Below are 15,963 nucleotides of genomic sequence, written 5' to 3'. Positions count from 1 at the left end.
GAGCGGCGGCGTCACAGACCGAAGGGGATCGAAATCCCGACAGAGACTATGTGCGAGGTGGTCGAGGGGCCGGTCTCTTCCTCCTCGTAGGTGTATTCATAGCCCATGACCAGGTCGGCCCGCTCGCTCAGGGCGTAGTTGTATCCCAGATCGAAACTGGTTCCGGGCAGGTTGTCTATGTCGGAATCGTTCAGGCCGTTGCGCAGGAAGAAGCTGGCGCCGATCTCTGCCGAACTGCGGTTCGTCAGGTCCCGCTTCAAGGCGAGGCGCGCCGTCGAGCGCAGTTCGTCGTCGCCGTCCTGGTTGACCGCGATACGCTGATCCAGGCTGGCGCTCAGAACGTTGGTGCTGTTCAGCGCATAGTCAGTCGCCAGTCCGCCAACCACCGAAACATCTGCATCACGGTCGGTGTCGAGGCCGATAAAACCGCTGACATTGCCGCGCGCCGTCTCGCGCAAGGCGGTGATTTCGCCCGAGGGGCGCACAACGTCCTCAAACACCCGCACACCGGCGGCAGCGCCCAGCACCCAGAGCTTGCCTTCGTATTCGGCGCCGAGGTCGAAGAACAGGCTTTCGGTGGTGTCCAACTCGCCATCGTTCTCGGCGCCATCGGAGCGATAGCCCGCCCGGGCATTGACCGAGAGGCCCGGGGTCAGGCTGCGAATGACCTTGCCAGAGATCAGGTACTCCTGGGCAAAGGTATCCTCGTCCACTTCGTCCAGCCGGTAGTACCCGTCCAGTTCGAAGCCGGTACGCGTTCCCTCAATGCCGTAGAACAGCTCGACCGTGGGCAGCGCCTTGAAATCATCCGACTTGTCGGAGTCATCCCCGAAAATACGGCTGCGCCCGGCGACGGATGCATCCAGTGCGAAGGTCTGCGTCTCGGTCTCGGACAGAAAACCAAGCCCGAGAGTAGTGATGGAGCGCCACCCGAACTCGTCGTTGCCTGGCTCGAGCCCGAGGTTGGTGCCCGCTTCCAACGTTTCCGAGATGAATCCAGTCAACTGCGGGTTCGGCTCCTGCGCCTGCGTTCCGCTGCCGGCCGCCAGGAGCGCCACCGAACTGAGAAGACCGACCCTGCTCACCAGTCGGTCCTTGCTCATCGTTCGAACAGCCGCCGTTCGGGCACCACGATCACGTCACCGTTCTGCAGCGGGAACAGGTTGTTCAGCGCGGCGCCTTGGGTGACGGCCTTGTAGTTGAACATCGTGGTGTAGGTTTTCCCGGTGCTGGGATCTGTGCGGCGCAGCTGGATCCGCTTGGTGGCGGCGAAGCGCGACGGGCCGCCGGCGATCGCCAGCGCCTGCAGGATGTTGATGCCGGGCGAAACCTCGGCCAGGCCCGGGGAGTTCACCTCTCCCAGAACGAAGACGTCGATGGTCGCGGCGACCACTGGCGCGGCGGCCCGCGGCTCGGCCAGCGACGAGATGCCCACCGAGACGTTCGGGCGGCTGGCGAAGTTGCCGGCGATGCTGTCGGCGATCGAGGCCTGCACCTGCTCGACGGTCCGGCCCGAGGCCTGCACGGTCCCGGCCATCGGCAGCGAGATCCGCCCGTCGGGCAGCACCAGCGCCTGCCGGTTCAGGCTGTCGTCTTCCAGAACAGAGATGTCGAGCGTGTCGCCCGGCTTGATGAGATAGGAACTCTGCGCCAGCGCGGGCAGCGCCGCCATGACCAGAGAAAGAGCAACGATCAGTATCCGCATGGACTAACCCCTCCGAGCGTGGTGTCGCCAGACTCCGCCGCATGAAACTTCGGCGAAGAACTACCAGAAATGATAAGGATTTTCGCCCCGGAGGCGACAGATATTCCGGTGGGCGTAATGAAAATGCTACAGGTCCGGGTCAATAACCGTACTCCTCGGGCGTGTAGCGGCACTTGTTCACGACGATCCCCATGACGTTCGTATGGGCGCCGAGTTCGCGCTCGCAGCGGTCGATTTCGGCCATCTTGGATTCTTCCGCCGCCGCCACCAGCAGCACGCAGTCCACGTTCGGCAGGAAGGCCATCACGTCGTCGGCGCGCATCACCGGGGGCATGTCGCAGAGGATCACCTCGGGGGCGAAGATCGCTTCGATCCGCTTCATGGTGACCGAGGCGGTGCGGCTGTTGAGCACCTCCGACGGGTTGCCCGCCGCGTGGCCCGGCGTGCTGATCGCCAGCGTGTCGCCGTACCGCAGGAAATTGTCCTCGATCGGGGCGGCGCCGGTCAGCACCTCGGCCATCGTGCCCTGGCCCGGCAGGCCCAGCAGCCGCGCCAGCGACGGCCGGCGCAGGTCCAGGTCCATCACCACGGTGCGGGTGTCGGGCTGGTGCGCGAAGGAGAACGCCAGGTTGGCGATCAGCGTGCTCTTGCCGCAGTTCGGCCCGGGCGAGGTCACCACCACCGTGCGCCAGCCGTTCTCGCGCATGATCCGCAGCATCCGGGTGCGGATCATGTCGATCGGCGCATGGTCCGCGGTGCGGCGCTCGAAGCTGACGATGCGGTTGGCGCGCAGCAGTTTCTTGTTCGGCTCGTAGCTGCCGAGCGCGTCCCAGGCCATCGGCCAGCTGTCCTGCACCTCGATCGCGGGCCCGGCCGCAGGCGCCGGTTCGGGCGCGGCCGCTCCGGGTTCCGGGGGCGGCGGCTGCTTGAGGTGGAACCGCGGCGGCTGCGGCAGCGGCCCATGGCCGTCGCGCTTGCGGGCGGCGGCCGGGCGCGGCGGCTGCACCTCCGGTGCTGGCGGAATCGGCACCGGATCGGCCTGGGCCGGTTGCTCCGGGGCCTTGGCCAGCCGCAGCTTGCCGCCGGCGGGCGGTTCCGCCGAAGCGGGCGGCGGTGTGACCTCGGCCGATGTCCTTGTTTGGGGCGGCGTCTGGGTCTGCTCCGCCGAGACTGGATGGCCTTTCCAGTCCAGCCCTTTCTCGCCCGGCGGCTGCCGCCGCAGGGCCTGCTTCATTTCCTTCTGGCGCTTCTCGCGCAGCAGGTGGGCTTTCTCGATCGCCGCCTGAACTCTGTCCATGTCGTCCTCGCGAATTCCGATCGATCTAGAGACTGCTGTCCGCCGCGCCGGATCCGGCGCGGTCGGTCACCTGCAAGAGCAGTTGATCCAGCGGCATGTAGTAGACGTGCACCGCATAGGTGGCGAGCGGCAGGATCACCACCGCGGTCACCACCGCCGCGCCGATCGCCAGCCGCTTCACGATCATCTCGCGCCGGGTGCGGATATAGGGCACCGCGCCGAAGGCCTGGATGTCGAACTTGCGCGCCAGATCCTCGGGCCGGCGGATCGCGCCGTTCAGAAGCTCCAGCAGCAGCACCAGACCCAGCCCGGCGAACAGGCCCGCCGCCACCGCGCCCGCTGCGATCAGCTTGCGGTTCGGGCGGTCCGGCGAGGCGGAGGCGACCGCCTCCTGCACCACGGAGAACCGCTCTCCTTTCGAGAGCGCTTCGATCCGCTCGCCGGTTGCGGCGCTGGCAAGGTTCGCCACCGCGGCATCATACTGTCCCTGGACGCTCGAATAACGCCGCTCAAGGGCGTTGAGTCTGACTTCGTTGACCGGTGTTGCACTGATGGTTTCGCTTAGCTGCGCCAAGTCGGCCTGCAACCGCTCGGTCTCGGTCTCGATCTGGGAAATCTGCGTATCATAGTCGCGCAACTGCAATTCCAGCTGGCTGGGAGGTGCGGTTTGGGCATCTTCGCCGGTGGCCGCGCTGGCGGCATTCTCTTCGGCGACCCGTCGCTCCAGTGCCGCGACCCGGTTCTTGAGCATGACCACGCGAGGGTTGCTCTCTGAGAAAATCGCCAACTGCTGGTCCAGTTCGCGTCTCAGCTTCTGCAATTCCTCCTCGGTCGGCGACAGATCGCCCTGCGTCTCCAGAAGGCGCCCCGTGGATTCGTAGACCTCGACCAGGCGTGCCCGCGCGGCGCGCAGGGTGGAGACCTCTCTATCCAACTGCGTCAGGCGCTCTTGTACTCGGGCCTGTTCGGCGCGACGAAATTCGAGGCTGTCAGGCAGCGCGCTTATGTTGTCGTTCTTGAATTCCAAGATCTCGTTCGAGATCCTATCCAGCTCAACGCCAAGCCGCTCGACCTCGCTGTTGAAGAACTCCAGCGTATCCGAGGCCCGGCCCGTGCGCAGGCGCTGGTTCTCTTCCAGCACCAGGCTGGCAAATTCGTTCGCCACATCCGCGGCCACCTGCGGTGTGGGCGCTTCGAAAGCCAGCTCGATCGTGGGCGCAGGGGCTCGGCGGTCCCCCATGTCCCGAGCGTCGAAAAACAGCCGGGCACGCATTTCGGCGACCTGCTCACCCTCGCTCGTGGCTTCCGGGAATACTTCGAGCCGCTTCGCCACGTCGAGCAACGTATCGCGAGAGTACAATCGCTGCTGGATGATCTGGATGACCTGCATCGACTCGACCTCGACCGTCGACTGCGCCAGGTCCTCCGAAATCTGCCCCGGCTCGACCAGGATCATCGCTGACGAACGGTAGACCGCGGGCATCATCACCGCGACGCTGATCCCGGCGGCGGCGACGAACAGAAATACCACCAGGAAATAGGGCAGCCGGCGCAGGAAGATCTGCACGTAGAACTTGATGTCGGTCATGCTCATAGCCGGAGCCTCCCGCGGGACCGGGCCGCCTTGGCGGAGGTCTTGAGCGGCGCGAAGGAGCCGTTGACGTTGCGGTCCTCGACCACGGTCTCGATCATGTTGCGGTCGACCCGGTAGACGCCCTCGCCGAAGGCGTAGAGCAGGGAGTAGTCGCACAGCTGGTTGATAAGACGCGGCACGCCGCCGGTGGCCTCGTGGATCGCCGCCGCCGCGTCCTCGGTGAAGACGTTGCGGGTGGCGCCCGAGGTCAGCATGCGGAAGTCGATGTACTCGCGCACCGCCAGTTTCGACATCGAGTTCAGGTGGAAGTCCGACGAGACACGCTGCGCGAACTGCACCAGCTTGGGACTGGCCAGCTTCTCGCGCAGCTCGGGCTGTCCGACCAGGATCAGCTGCACCAGCTCGTCCTCGTCGGCATTGATGTTCGAGAACATCCGCAGTTCTTCCAGCGTGTCCTCGGACAGATTCTGTGCCTCGTCGAAGATCAAAATGGTGCGCCGCCCGGCGTTGTATTCCTCGATCAGGTAGGCCTGGAAGCGGCTGAAGAGCGAGACGTAGGACGCGTCCTCGGGGGCGTGCTGGCCGAGCGCCAGCAGCACCCATTGCAGCAGTTCGCCCCGGTCGCCGTGCGCGTTCGAGACCAGGCCGACGGTGATGTCGTCTTCAAGGTTGCGCAGCAGGTGCCGCACCAGCGTGGTCTTGCCGGCACCGATCTCGCCGGTGATGACGGTGATCGGCGCGTTGGTCATCACGCCGTATTCCAGCATCGCGTAGGCCTTCTTGTGCTGCGCCGACCAGAACAGGAAGTCCGGGTCCGGCTGCAGGGTGAAGGGCCTGCGCGTCAGGCCGAAGTATTCTGTATATATGTCCAGCCGGCCCGCCTTGCGGGCGGTTTCGGCGGATCCGCTCTTCTCGAACCCCACTCTGCGTACTACTCCCGACATGCCGCAGCCGACCGCCCCCGGCTGGCCGCAGCCCCCAATTACCACACGGGCCCATAACAACACGCTCCGCGGAAAGAGTCTCCCCGTAGATGACGCCTTCCCGGGCAGGTGTTAAAATTTTCACAGTGCCTGGGCCTTCCCGACACTAAACTATGCCATAAATTAGGCACAATTGCGGTTTTGTTATTGAATGAATCGTTAACATCGCGGAACATCGGACCCGTGGAAGGGGTTCCACCAGTTGTCCAGATCCTACAGACGGGGAATTAGGGTCTGACATTCACGAAATGCGATGTGTTCGATTCGTATCGTGTGACTGAGTACTTGGGTGGTAGTGTGTTGGGGGAAAGTAAATGGTAGGGGCTACAGATAGCCTTGCTCCGCTTAAAAGCGGACATGACAGTCGTTCCGGGCTGGGGTTGTATTCCGGATTCGGCAAAAGGCTGCTTGATATTGTACTGGTTCTACTGGCCGCACCCATAGTCTTGCCGGTGATTGCCGCGCTTGCGCTGTGGATCGGACTTCAGGGACAGTCTCCGTTCTACATCCAGGACCGGGTCGGCAAGGGTGGCCGCATCTTCCGGCTGTGGAAGCTGCGCACCATGGTGCCGAACGCCGAGGCCGCGCTCGAGGCCTATCTCGCGGCGAACCCGGCGGCCCGGCGCGAATGGGACACCAACCAGAAACTGGCCGACGATCCGCGGATCCTGCCCTGCGGGCATGTGCTGCGCGCGACCTCGCTGGACGAATTGCCGCAGCTCTGGAACGTGCTGGTGGGCGACATGAGCCTGATCGGCCCGCGCCCGATGATGCCGAGCCAGGTCCGGATGTATCCCGGCCGCGCCTATTACGCGCTGCGCCCGGGGATCAGCGGGCTGTGGCAGGTCTCGCAGCGCAACGCCTGCTCCTTCGAGGGCCGGGCGGCCTATGACACCACCTACTACGAGAAGCTCACGCTGCTTCTCGACCTGCGGGTGCTTGTCCAGACCGTCTCAGTGGTGCTGCGCCGGACCGGCGCCTGAACCCGCCCCACCACCTACCCGTTTCCACCGGCGGTCCCTTCGGGGGCCGCTTTTCCTTGCGCCCCATGCCCGGGGCTGGTCTTAAAGCTTCATACAGAGGACCTTTAACGGACCGCGCGGAGGAGATCGCATGAAGGTTACCGTTTTCGGCACCGGTTACGTGGGCCTGGTGCAGGGCGCCGCCCTGGCCGAGGTCGGCCACGAAGTCTGCTGCGTGGACGTGGACCCGGCCAAGGTAGCCGCGCTCGAAGAAGGCATCATCCCGATCTACGAGCCCGGCCTCGACCGGCTGGTGCAGGAGAACACCGCCGCCGGGCGGCTGAGCTTCTCGACCGATGCGGCGCATGGCGTGGCGCACGGGCGGGTGATCTTCATCGCCGTGGGCACGCCGCCGGGGCCCGATGGCGGCGCCGACCTGACCTATGTGCTGTCCGTGGCCGAAAGCGTCGCCACCCACATGGAAAAGCCCCGGCTGGTGATCAACAAGTCCACCGTGCCGGTGGGCACGGAATCCGCGGTGCGCGCGAAACTCGCCGAAACCCTGGCCGCCCGCGGCCGCGCGGATCTCGATTTCGACGTGGTCTCGAACCCCGAGTTCCTGAAGGAAGGCTCGGCGGTGGCCGACTGCATGCGCCCGGACCGGATCATCGTCGGCGTCACCCGCAAGGACAGCGAGGCGCTGCTGCGCGAGCTGTTCGCGCCCTTCAACCGCAACCGCGAGAAGATGATCGTGATGGACCCGCGCTCGGCCGAGCTGACCAAGTACGCGGCGAACTGCATGCTGGCGACCAAGATCAGCTTCATGAACGAGATGGCCGCCATCGCCGACCGGCTGGATTGCGACATCGAGGCGGTCCGCCAGGGCATCGGCTCGGACCCGCGGATCGGCTATCACTTCATCTACGCGGGCGCCGGCTATGGCGGCTCGTGCTTCCCCAAGGACGTGAAGGCGCTGATCCACACCGCACGCGCCGCCGGCTGCGAGCCGCATGTGCTGCGCGCGGTCGAGGACCGGAACGCCGACGCCAAGACGGTGATCTTCGAGAAGATGCAGGCGCATTTCGGGGCCAGATTCGGCGAGGACGGCCTGAAGGGCAAGACCATCGCGCTCTGGGGTCTGGCGTTCAAGCCGAACACCGACGACATGCGCGAGGCCTCGGCCCGCGTGCTGATGGAGGCCCTGTGGCAGGCTGGCGCCACCGTGCAGGCCTATGACCCGCAGGCGATGGAAGAGACCCAGAAGATCTACGGCAGCCGCGACGACCTGCGCCTGTGCGGCACCAAGGAGGCGGCGCTCTCGGGCGCCGACGCGCTGGTGGTGCTGACCGAATGGCGCGTCTTCCAGTCGCCGGATTTCGAGGCGATCCGCGAGGCGCTGTCCGAGCCCGTGCTCTTCGACGGCCGCAACCTCTACGACCCCGAGCGGATGCAGGACTACGGCTTCACCCATTACGGCATCGGCCGCGGCATGAGACCAGCGCAACGCCCAGTACAAGGTCCAGCATCAGTTTCTGACGTGGCACACAAGATATCGATATGACTCGATCAGAGGAAAAGTACGAAGCGCCGGGCTTCGTCAAGCTATTCTTAGTATTTCTTCTGATCCCGATATTTTTCGACATCGGACAGCTCAGCATGAGCTTTTCGAAATTATTTTTTATATTTGTGACCCCATACCTTGTAATAAAGATACTAAGTTCAAAAGAAATAAATCTAAATATAATTGACTATTTAATATTTTTCTTCTGCTTTTGGAACGGTGTGTCCATATTGAGAAATCACAACCCGTCCATAGCCGTGGAATTTACCGGATCCATATCCCTCACACTGCTTGGGGGGTACCTGATGGGCCGAATGTTTCTAACCGACAAGTTCAAGTTCATAGGAACGTTCAAGTTCCTTTCTCTGATAATACTTATCAGCCTTCCGTTTTCGATACATGAAGTCATCACCAGCAAGCCCATAATAACCACGACCTTGAGTTCGCTCGGGTTCGACACGCACAAGGACATCAACCATGACCCGAGGATGGGGTTGTGGAGGGCTCAGTTCATCTTCGTACACCCCATTCACTACGGGCTGTTTTGCGCGAGCTTGTTCTCGATAATATTTTACGGAGCCAGGAAGGCCACGAACGCGACATTCTGGTTCATGATGAGCGCGTCACTGGCGATTTGCTGCTTCCTCTCTCTTTCAAGCGGCCCCCTTCTATCCCTTCTTGTGCAGTTCGCTCTCATTTTCTGGGCTCTCGTGACAAGAAATCTTGAAAAACGCTGGGCCTATTTCTGGGTTCTGCTCGCGATACTCTATGTTGTCATCGAGATTCTGTCCGACAGAAGCGGCATCTACGCCGTTGTCGAAAGAATGACGTTCAACAAGCAAAACGCTTACGTAAGGCTTGTCCTGTTCGAATACGGAATTGAACAGATAGGAAGGGAGCCGATATTCGGAGTTGGTTACAATCCATGGCCTCTTCCCACATGGATGACCGGAAGCATCGACAACTACTGGCTCATGGCCGCGGTCCTGTTCGGGCTGCCCGCTTTCGTGGCCATCTTCGGAGCGTTCATCATCACGATGCTGAAAGTCGGCGCCAGGGACTTCAGTCAGAACCCAGAGCTGAACCTGATCCGTCGCGGCTGGATCTTCTCGGTGGTCGGCCTGATGCTCACGCTCGGAACCGTGGCCATATGGGGCGAAGTCTACTCCTTCGCGCTGTTCATCCTGGGCAGCGGCGCCTGGATGATAAGCACCGAAACCGTGACATCCGATGCCCCCGCCGCAGCGCGGCCGCTGCGCACCGCGCTGCCCTATTCCAGAGGGGCACCAGCGCGTCCGAACGCACTCGGGGTTCGCCGTGACTGATACCCCTCATCATTCGGCTGGCGGAACGGCCAGCCTCCAGGCGACGGCGACACGCCCTCACGCCCGGCATGGGCGCTCTGAGCCTCTCGACTGCATCCGGGCGGTGGCCATCATCAGCGTCGTCATCTTTCACGTCATGACGCGGTACGAGAGCCAGGAACTGGATGCCGTTGCCCGCTTCTTCAGGCGTTTCGGCCTTCTTGGCGTGGACATCTTCTTCCCGCTCAGCGGCTTCCTGATAACCGGGTACTTGATCAGAAGAAACGATCCGGGCTCCCTGAAGATCTTCTTCATGAGACGTTTCTACAGGATCGTCCCTCTGTATATGGCCGCCACGACCATATACTTCTGCATCTTCCAATTCGTTCTGAACGATGAAGCCAAAGTGTCCGGGATATGGAAGGTATACACGCTTCTGACCGGATGGTTCCTCTTCTTTGGGGGCGAAGAAAGCGTTCCCTACACGATAACGTGGTCAATATCCGTAGAGGAGTTTGCCTACATACTGTTCGGCCTTTCGGCACTTATCTTCAAGAGAAGATTCCTGTACATCATTGCCACTCTGGCAGCTCTTTCGATGCTGCTCAGGCTGTGCATAAATATGTATGATCTTGGGTATGGGTACTATTTCCCCCCGGCCCGCGTCGACTCGATCGCCATTGGCGGCCTGTGCGCATTCTTCTACCTGAAAAACAAATACCTAGCCACAGCGGTGTTTGCTGCCCTATCTATGGTATTTCTGGTCGTATTCCTGAATTATCCAGAGCTTAGACTGACATTCAAGTACACGCTCATCTCCTTCGCAACATGTACCGTAATATGTATTTTCGCCTCTCTTAAGGACAAGGGGTACGGATTATTTATAAGCCTGCTATCCCAGATAGGATTTTATTCGTACTTCACCTACCTCTTCCACCTGTTCAATATCGAGGCGATACTTTTGGTGTCTACCCGGATCGACTTGGGCGTGTTCGGCGAGCCATGGGGGGTCTCCGCGCTGGCGCTATTTCTGACGCATGTTCAGGCAATGGTGTCCTATCATGTGTTCGAAGGCCCGATCATGCGCTTCGGTCGAAGCCGGGAGTAATCCCATCAGGGCGCCCGGCCGATCAGGCCAGCGTGGCGACCTCTTCGGCGATCGACAGCGAACTGGTCAGGCCCGGCGACTCGATCCCGTAAAGCGCGACCCAGCCGGGCACGCCATGGCTCTCGCGGCCCTGGATCAGGAAATCCGTCGCCGCGCCGCCCGGACCATCGGTCTTGGGACGGATCCCGGCATAGGCCGGTTGCAGCGCGCCCTCGGGCAGGCCGGGCCAGTAGCGGCGGATCGCATCGTAGAACCGGACCCCGCGCGCCGGATCGACCGTGTAGTCGATCGCGTCCACCCATTCGACATCCGGGCCGAACTTGCCGCGCCCGGCCAGGTCCACGGTATAGTGACAGCCCAGCCCCCCCGGCTCGGGCACCGGGTAGACCGGGCGCGAGAACGGCTGTTTGCCGGTCAGGGTGAAATAGACCCCGCGCGCGAAGTGGCGCGGCGGGATGCTGGGGGCCGGAATGCCCGCGATCGACTGTGCCACCGGCTGCGCCCAGAGCCCGGCGGCGTTGACGACCGTCGTGGCGCAGACCGTCACCGGATCGGCGCCGCCGACGTGCAGCACGATGCCGTCATCGGTGATCGCGCCGCCCTCGACCGGGCTCGACAGCGCCAGCATCGCGCCGGCCTCTTCCGCATCGCCCAGCAGGGCCAGCATCAGCCCGTGACTGTCCACCAGCCCCGTCGAGGGCGACAGGATCGCGTCGGTGCAGGACACCTCGGGCTCCAGCGCGCGGGCCTCGGCCGCGCCGATGCGCCTCAGGTCCTCGACCCCCGCGCCGCGGGCGGCGGCGGCGATCCGGTCGAGGTCGGCGTGCTGCGCCGCGTCGCTGGCCACGATGATCTTGCCGCAGTTCCGGTGCGCCACCCCGTGCGCGGCGCAGAAGTCGTAGAGCATTTCCTTGCCGCGCACGCAGTGCCGCGCCTTGGCGCTGCCTTGCGGATAGTAGATCCCGGCGTGGATGATCTCGGAATTGCGGGCGCTGGTCTCGGTCCCGAAGGCGTTCGCCGCCTCGAGGATCACCACCTCGCGGCCCCGAAGCGCCAGCGCGCGGGCGCAGGCCAGGCCGACCACCCCCGCGCCGATCACCACAGCATCGAGCCGGTCCATCGCCTAGACCCGCTGCTCGACCAGACGGATCAGGTACTGTCCATATTCCGTCTTGAGGAAGGGTTTCGCCAGCGCCCGCAGCGCATCGGCGTCGATCCAGCCCTTCTGGTAGGCGACTTCCTCGGGGCAGCCGATCTTCAGCCCCTGCCGCTTTTCCAGCGTCTGCACGAAAGAGCCGGCCTCGAGCAGGCTGTCATGCGTGCCGGTGTCCAGCCAGCCATAGCCGCGGCCCAGCAGCGCCACGTCCAGGCTGCCATCGGCGAGATAGGTCTCCAGCAGGTCGACGATCTCCAGTTCCCCGCGGGGCGAGGGTTTCACCCCGCGCGCCCGGCGCGGCGCATCGCCGTCCAGGAAATAGAGCCCGGTCAGCGCGAAATCCGAGGGCGGGTTTTCCGGCTTCTCGATCAGCCGGGTGACCTTGCCGCCCTTGTCGAAGGCGACCACGCCGTAGCGCTCCGGGTCGCGCACCCGGTAGCCGAAGACCGTCCCGCCCGCATCGCGCGCGGCAGCCTTCACCACCACCTCCTGCATGCCGTGCCCGTAGAAGATGTTGTCGCCCAGAACCATCGCCGAGGGCGCCCCGTCCAGGAAATCCTCGGCCAGCAGATAGGCCTGCGCCAGCCCCTCGGGCTCGGGCTGCTCGATGAAGGTGAAGCCCATGCCCCATTGCGACCCGTCGCCCAGCAGGCGCTGGAACTGCTCGCGGTCGCGGGGCGTGGTGATGATCGCGACCTCGCGGATGCCGGACAGCATCAGCACGGTCAGCGGGTAATAGATCATCGGCTTGTCGTAGAGCGGCATCAGCTGTTTCGAGACCGCCATCGTCACCGGGTAGAGGCGCGTCCCCGAGCCGCCCGCCAGAATGATGCCCTTGCGGTTCATGTCAGCGCCTCCAGCACGCGGTCCAGCCCGGCGCGCCAGTCGGGCCGCGCGATGCCGAAGACCTGTTCGGTGCGGCTGCAATCCAGCCGCGAGTTCAGCGGCCGCGCCGCCGGGGTGGGATACTCGGATGAGGGGATGCGCTCGATGGCGCAGTCCAGCCCGGCGCGGGTCATGATCGCTTCGGCGAACCCGGCCCAGCTGACGTCCGGCGCGCCGGTGAAGTGATAGGCCCCCGAGGGCGCGCCATCCTTCAGCGCGGGCAGCATCGCCAGCAGCGCATCGGCGATGTCGCCCGCCTCGGTCGGCCCGCCGATCTGGTCGTCGACGACGCGCAGGCTGTCGCGCTCGGCCCCCAGCCGCAGCATGGTCTTCACGAAATTCCCGCCATCGGCCGAGAACACCCACGAGGTCCGCAGGATCGCATGGACCCCACCCGCCGCCGCGACCTGCGCCTCGCCCGCCGCCTTGGACCGGCCATAGGCCCCCAGCGGCGCGATCGGCGCATCGACCGGGTAAGGCGCATCGCCCTGCCCGGAAAACACGTAATCGCTGGAGACGTGCAGGAACGGGATTCCCGCCGCGGCCGCCGCGCGGGCCATCGCGCCGGGCGCATCGCCGTTGATGGTGGTGGCCAGCGCCTCTTCCTCTTCGGCGCGGTCCACGGCGGTATGGGCGGCGGCGTTGATCACCGCCTCCGCCCCGCTGTCGCGCACCGCCTGCGCGCAGGCCTCGGGGTTGGCCAGGTCGGCCGCGTCGCGGCCCAGGTAGGTTGCGTCCGGCGCGCGGCGGGCCAGCGCGCGGGCCAGCTGGCCGGTGCGGCCAAAGACCAGGACCCGCATCACGCCCGCGTCCCCAGGCGCTGGCCGACGCCCTCGCGGGCCTCCAGCGCCTGCCACCAGTCGGCATTCTCCAGGTACCAGGCGACGGTGCGCTCCAGCCCTTCCTCCAGCGTCAGCGAGGGGCGCCAGCCCAGTTCGCGGTCGATGAAGGACGGGTCGATCGCATAGCGCAGGTCGTGGCCGGGCCGGTCGGTGACGAACGCGATCAGCCGGTCATGCGGCGCGCCGTCCGGGCGCAGCCGGTCCAGCACCGCGCAGATCGCCCGCACCAGGTCGATGTTGCGCGCCTCGTTCTGGCCACCGATGACATAGGTCTGCCCCGGCGCGCCGGCCTCCAACACCCGCAGCAGCGCGGTGGCGTGGTCCTCGACATAAAGCCAGTCGCGCACGTTCTCGCCCTTGCCATAGACCGGGATCGGACGGCCCCGCAGCGCGTTCAGGATCACCACCGGGATCAGCTTTTCGGGGAACTGGTAGGGCCCGTAATTGTTCGAGCAGTTGGTGACGATCACCGGCAGGCCATAGGTCTCGCCCCAGGCGCGGGCCAGGTGGTCGCTGCCCGCCTTGGACGCCGAATAGGGCGAGCGCGGCGAATAGGGCGTGTGCTCGTCGAAGCGCGGATCCTCGGGCGAGAGCGAGCCGAAGACCTCGTCGGTCGAGACATGCACGAAGCGGAATGTGTCGGGCTTCCCCTGCCCCGCCCAATGCGCGCGGGCGGCCTCCAGCAAGGTGCAGGTGCCGCCGACATTGGTATCGACGAAATCCGCCGGCCCGTCGATCGAGCGGTCGACATGGCTTTCCGCGGCCAGGTGCAGCACCGCATCCGGGGCATGGGCGGCAAAGATCCGGTCCATCGCGGCCCGGTCGCGGATGTCGGCATGTTCGAAGACATAGCCGGGCGCATCCGCCACGCTGGCCACGTTGTCGAGGTTCGCCGCATAGGTCAGCGCATCGAGGTTGATCACCCGGTGCCCGGCGCCAATCGCCTGCCGCACCACCGCCGAGCCGATGAACCCGGCGCCACCAGTTACCAGAAGCTTCACATGTCCCTCCCGAACGGGGTCTGGAAATCCGCGAACCGGCCCGCGGCGGCGTCCTTGTCCGACAGGATCGCCTTGCCGGGGTCGATCCCCCAGTCGATGCCCAGGTCGGGGTCGTCGAACCGCACCGCGCCCTCGGTCTGCGGCGCATAGAAATCCGTGCACTTGTAGAGCACGTCGCAATCCGGGGTCAGCGTGGCATAGCCGTGCAGGAACCCTTTGGGCACCAGCAGCTGCCTGCCGTTCTCGGCCGAAAGCTCCATCCCGACCCACTGCCCGTAGGTGGGCGAGCCTGCGCGCACGTCCACCGCCACGTCCATGATCCGGCCCCGCACCACGCGCAGCAGCTTGTCCTGGGCATGGGGCGGCGCCTGGAAATGCAGGCCGCGCACGGTGCCAGCGTCGCGGGTCCAGGCGTGGTTGTCCTGCACGAAGTCCAGGTCCAGCCCGGCGTCCGCCAGCGCCCGCGCGTTCCAGGTCTCGGAAAAGAAGCCACGGTCGTCGCCGAAGCGGCGTGGCACCAGGATCACCACGCCGGGAAGCGCGGTCTCTTCGATCTGCATCGCAGTCCCCCATCTGTCCCCGGACCGGACCCTACCCCGGCCCCCCCGAACATCAACCGTTTCCTCAACCGTTTCTGTGGCTTTTGCGGCCTCAAGATGACCGCACGCCGGGGTCAGGCGCGGCGCACCGTGCGTTCGCTCACACGAAACAGGCGGGCGATCTCGGCGACGGTGCGGCCCTCCGCGTCGCGCATCCGCCGGACCTCGGCCTTCTGGGCGGGGCTCAGCGCCGGGGGCCGTCCGCCGACACGGCCGCGCGCCCGGGCGGCGGCCAGCCCCTCGCGGGTGCGTTCCGAGATCCGCTCCCGCTCGAACTGGGCGATCGAGGCGAAGACGTGGAAGATCAGCCGCCCGGCGGGCGTGGTCGTGTCGATGTCCTCGGCCAGCGAGCGGAACCCGGCGCCCCGCGCCCCGATCGCCTCGACGATCTCGAGCAGGTCTTTCAGCGAGCGCGCCAGCCGGTCGTACTTGGTCACCACGACCACATCGCCGTCGCGCAACTGATCGAGCATCCGGTCGAGTTCGGGCCGCGCGCGGCGGGCACCGCTGATCCGCTCGGCAAAGACACGCTCCGCCCCGGCGGCGTCCAGCGCGTCGGTCTGGGCGTCGAGCCTCTGGTCCTCGGTCGAGACGCGGGCATATCCGATGATCATGCCACCCACCCTGCCAAAAACCTGCCAGAACCGCAAAGCTTTTGCCGGGGGTTTTTGGCACGATTTTTCAAGGCCGGAATTCGGATCTGCGCGATACGGCCAGAAACGACCGTTTGTGCCGCAAGAACTCTCACAATGGGATTGCGGAAGTCCGATAAGGGACGATCCGCGCTGTTTCCTTCATCAGTTGCTTCAGCCATGATCGGGACGGGGAAATTCCTGGGGGCACATTTCTGATGGATCAACGCATTCTGCCGGTTGTTCTTTCTGGTGGCAGCGGCTCGCGGCTGTGGCCGATCTCGCGGCGGGCGCGGCCCAAGCAGTTCCTGCCGCTGGCCGGCGAGCGCACCAT

16 protein-coding genes are annotated in these 15,963 nt (G+C 64.8%); 5 read left to right on the top strand and 11 right to left on the bottom strand.

What is annotated here, in order from left to right; translation table 11 throughout:
- Window positions 1-11 precede the first annotated feature (11 nt).
- The 5 genes from ACW9UR_RS24980 to ACW9UR_RS24960 form a co-directional block, all read right to left on the bottom strand.
- Window positions 12-1,103, bottom strand: coding sequence for a hypothetical protein (locus tag ACW9UR_RS24980; protein ID WP_458919795.1), 1,092 nt, complete (start codon window positions 1,101-1,103; stop codon window positions 12-14).
- A complete protein-coding gene (locus ACW9UR_RS24975) occupies window positions 1,100-1,705 on the bottom strand; it encodes a polysaccharide biosynthesis/export family protein (protein WP_458919794.1) in 606 nt (201 codons plus the stop codon). The genes ACW9UR_RS24980 and ACW9UR_RS24975 overlap by 4 nt, the downstream gene beginning before the upstream one ends.
- Before the next feature lie 139 nt (window positions 1,706-1,844).
- Complete coding sequence (locus ACW9UR_RS24970) at window positions 1,845-3,002, bottom strand: CpsD/CapB family tyrosine-protein kinase (RefSeq protein WP_458919793.1); 1,158 nt, start codon at window positions 3,000-3,002, stop codon at window positions 1,845-1,847.
- Window positions 3,003-3,027: 25 nt separating this feature from the next.
- Window positions 3,028-4,596 carry a GumC family protein gene (locus ACW9UR_RS24965; RefSeq protein ID WP_458919792.1) on the bottom strand — a complete coding sequence of 523 codons (1,569 nt, stop codon included), beginning with the start codon at window positions 4,594-4,596 and terminating at the stop codon, window positions 3,028-3,030.
- Window positions 4,593-5,519, bottom strand: a complete 927-nt coding sequence (locus ACW9UR_RS24960) for an ExeA family protein (protein WP_458919791.1) — start codon at window positions 5,517-5,519, stop codon at window positions 4,593-4,595. The genes ACW9UR_RS24965 and ACW9UR_RS24960 overlap by 4 nt, the downstream gene beginning before the upstream one ends.
- A 374-nt stretch (window positions 5,520-5,893) precedes the next feature.
- Here ACW9UR_RS24960 and ACW9UR_RS24955 point away from each other — a divergent pair, with 374 nt between their 5' ends.
- From ACW9UR_RS24955 to ACW9UR_RS24940, 4 genes are all read left to right on the top strand, one after another.
- A complete protein-coding gene (locus ACW9UR_RS24955; RefSeq protein WP_458919790.1) occupies window positions 5,894-6,562 on the top strand; it encodes a sugar transferase in 669 nt (222 codons plus the stop codon).
- A 130-nt stretch (window positions 6,563-6,692) separates the two neighbouring features.
- Entirely contained in the window at window positions 6,693-8,102 is a 1,410-nt protein-coding gene (locus ACW9UR_RS24950) for a UDP-glucose dehydrogenase family protein (protein ID WP_458919789.1), read from the top strand.
- Window positions 8,099-9,427 (top strand): O-antigen ligase family protein, encoded by a 1,329-nt coding sequence (locus tag ACW9UR_RS24945; RefSeq protein ID WP_458919788.1) that lies wholly within the window; start codon window positions 8,099-8,101, stop codon window positions 9,425-9,427. The genes ACW9UR_RS24950 and ACW9UR_RS24945 overlap by 4 nt, the downstream gene beginning before the upstream one ends.
- Window positions 9,420-10,514: an acyltransferase family protein gene (locus ACW9UR_RS24940; RefSeq protein ID WP_458919787.1), complete on the top strand. Its 1,095-nt coding sequence runs from the start codon at window positions 9,420-9,422 to the stop codon at window positions 10,512-10,514. The genes ACW9UR_RS24945 and ACW9UR_RS24940 overlap by 8 nt, the downstream gene beginning before the upstream one ends.
- 22 nt (window positions 10,515-10,536) lie before the next feature.
- Here the strand turns inward: ACW9UR_RS24940 and ACW9UR_RS24935 are convergent, their stop codons facing one another.
- The 6 genes from ACW9UR_RS24935 to ACW9UR_RS24910 all read right to left on the bottom strand — a co-directional run bounded on the left by ACW9UR_RS24935 (window position 10,537) and on the right by ACW9UR_RS24910 (window position 15,611).
- Window positions 10,537-11,634, bottom strand: coding sequence for an NAD(P)/FAD-dependent oxidoreductase (locus tag ACW9UR_RS24935; RefSeq protein WP_458919786.1), 1,098 nt, complete (start codon window positions 11,632-11,634; stop codon window positions 10,537-10,539).
- A gap of 3 nt (window positions 11,635-11,637) precedes the next feature.
- Complete coding sequence (rfbA, locus tag ACW9UR_RS24930) at window positions 11,638-12,516, bottom strand: glucose-1-phosphate thymidylyltransferase RfbA (RefSeq protein ID WP_458919785.1); 879 nt, start codon at window positions 12,514-12,516, stop codon at window positions 11,638-11,640.
- The gene (rfbD, locus tag ACW9UR_RS24925; RefSeq protein WP_458919829.1) at window positions 12,513-13,355 is read right to left on the bottom strand and encodes a dTDP-4-dehydrorhamnose reductase; all 843 of its coding nucleotides are present in this window, start codon (window positions 13,353-13,355) and stop codon (window positions 12,513-12,515) included. The genes rfbA and rfbD overlap by 4 nt, the downstream gene beginning before the upstream one ends.
- A complete protein-coding gene (rfbB, locus tag ACW9UR_RS24920; RefSeq protein ID WP_458919784.1) occupies window positions 13,355-14,398 on the bottom strand; it encodes a dTDP-glucose 4,6-dehydratase in 1,044 nt (347 codons plus the stop codon). Before rfbB ends, rfbD begins: the two co-directional genes overlap by 1 nt.
- Window positions 14,395-14,958, bottom strand: coding sequence for a dTDP-4-dehydrorhamnose 3,5-epimerase (gene rfbC / locus ACW9UR_RS24915; RefSeq protein ID WP_458919783.1), 564 nt, complete (start codon window positions 14,956-14,958; stop codon window positions 14,395-14,397). The genes rfbB and rfbC overlap by 4 nt, the downstream gene beginning before the upstream one ends.
- Window positions 14,959-15,071: 113 nt before the next feature.
- Complete coding sequence (locus tag ACW9UR_RS24910) at window positions 15,072-15,611, bottom strand: recombinase family protein (protein ID WP_458919782.1); 540 nt, start codon at window positions 15,609-15,611, stop codon at window positions 15,072-15,074.
- Between the two features lie 236 nt (window positions 15,612-15,847).
- Between ACW9UR_RS24910 and ACW9UR_RS24905 the strand changes: the two genes are divergently transcribed.
- Window positions 15,848-15,963: sugar phosphate nucleotidyltransferase (locus ACW9UR_RS24905; RefSeq protein ID WP_458919828.1), on the top strand; the 116-nt coding region annotated here is incomplete at its 3' end.

The sequence above is a fragment of the Halovulum sp. GXIMD14794 genome (assembly GCF_054457455.1).
Note: the sequence above shows the minus strand (reverse complement) of the source record. Positions and strands in the feature narration are given on the sequence as shown.

Coding starts and splice junctions, on each gene's coding strand:
- ACW9UR_RS24980 (WP_458919795.1), bottom strand. CDS start 1,103: ATGAGCAAGGACCGACTGGTGAGCAGGGTCGGTCTTCTCAGTTCGGTG.
- ACW9UR_RS24975 (WP_458919794.1), bottom strand. CDS start 1,705: ATGCGGATACTGATCGTTGCTCTTTCTCTGGTCATGGCGGCGCTGCCC.
- ACW9UR_RS24970 (WP_458919793.1), bottom strand. CDS start 3,002: ATGGACAGAGTTCAGGCGGCGATCGAGAAAGCCCACCTGCTGCGCGAG.
- ACW9UR_RS24965 (WP_458919792.1), bottom strand. CDS start 4,596: ATGAGCATGACCGACATCAAGTTCTACGTGCAGATCTTCCTGCGCCGG.
- ACW9UR_RS24955 (WP_458919790.1), top strand. CDS start 5,894: ATGGTAGGGGCTACAGATAGCCTTGCTCCGCTTAAAAGCGGACATGAC.
- ACW9UR_RS24950 (WP_458919789.1), top strand. CDS start 6,693: ATGAAGGTTACCGTTTTCGGCACCGGTTACGTGGGCCTGGTGCAGGGC.
- ACW9UR_RS24945 (WP_458919788.1), top strand. CDS start 8,099: ATGACTCGATCAGAGGAAAAGTACGAAGCGCCGGGCTTCGTCAAGCTA.
- ACW9UR_RS24935 (WP_458919786.1), bottom strand. CDS start 11,634: ATGGACCGGCTCGATGCTGTGGTGATCGGCGCGGGGGTGGTCGGCCTG.
- rfbA (WP_458919785.1), bottom strand. CDS start 12,516: ATGAACCGCAAGGGCATCATTCTGGCGGGCGGCTCGGGGACGCGCCTC.
- rfbD (WP_458919829.1), bottom strand. CDS start 13,355: ATGCGGGTCCTGGTCTTTGGCCGCACCGGCCAGCTGGCCCGCGCGCTG.
- rfbC (WP_458919783.1), bottom strand. CDS start 14,958: ATGCAGATCGAAGAGACCGCGCTTCCCGGCGTGGTGATCCTGGTGCCA.
- ACW9UR_RS24910 (WP_458919782.1), bottom strand. CDS start 15,611: ATGATCATCGGATATGCCCGCGTCTCGACCGAGGACCAGAGGCTCGAC.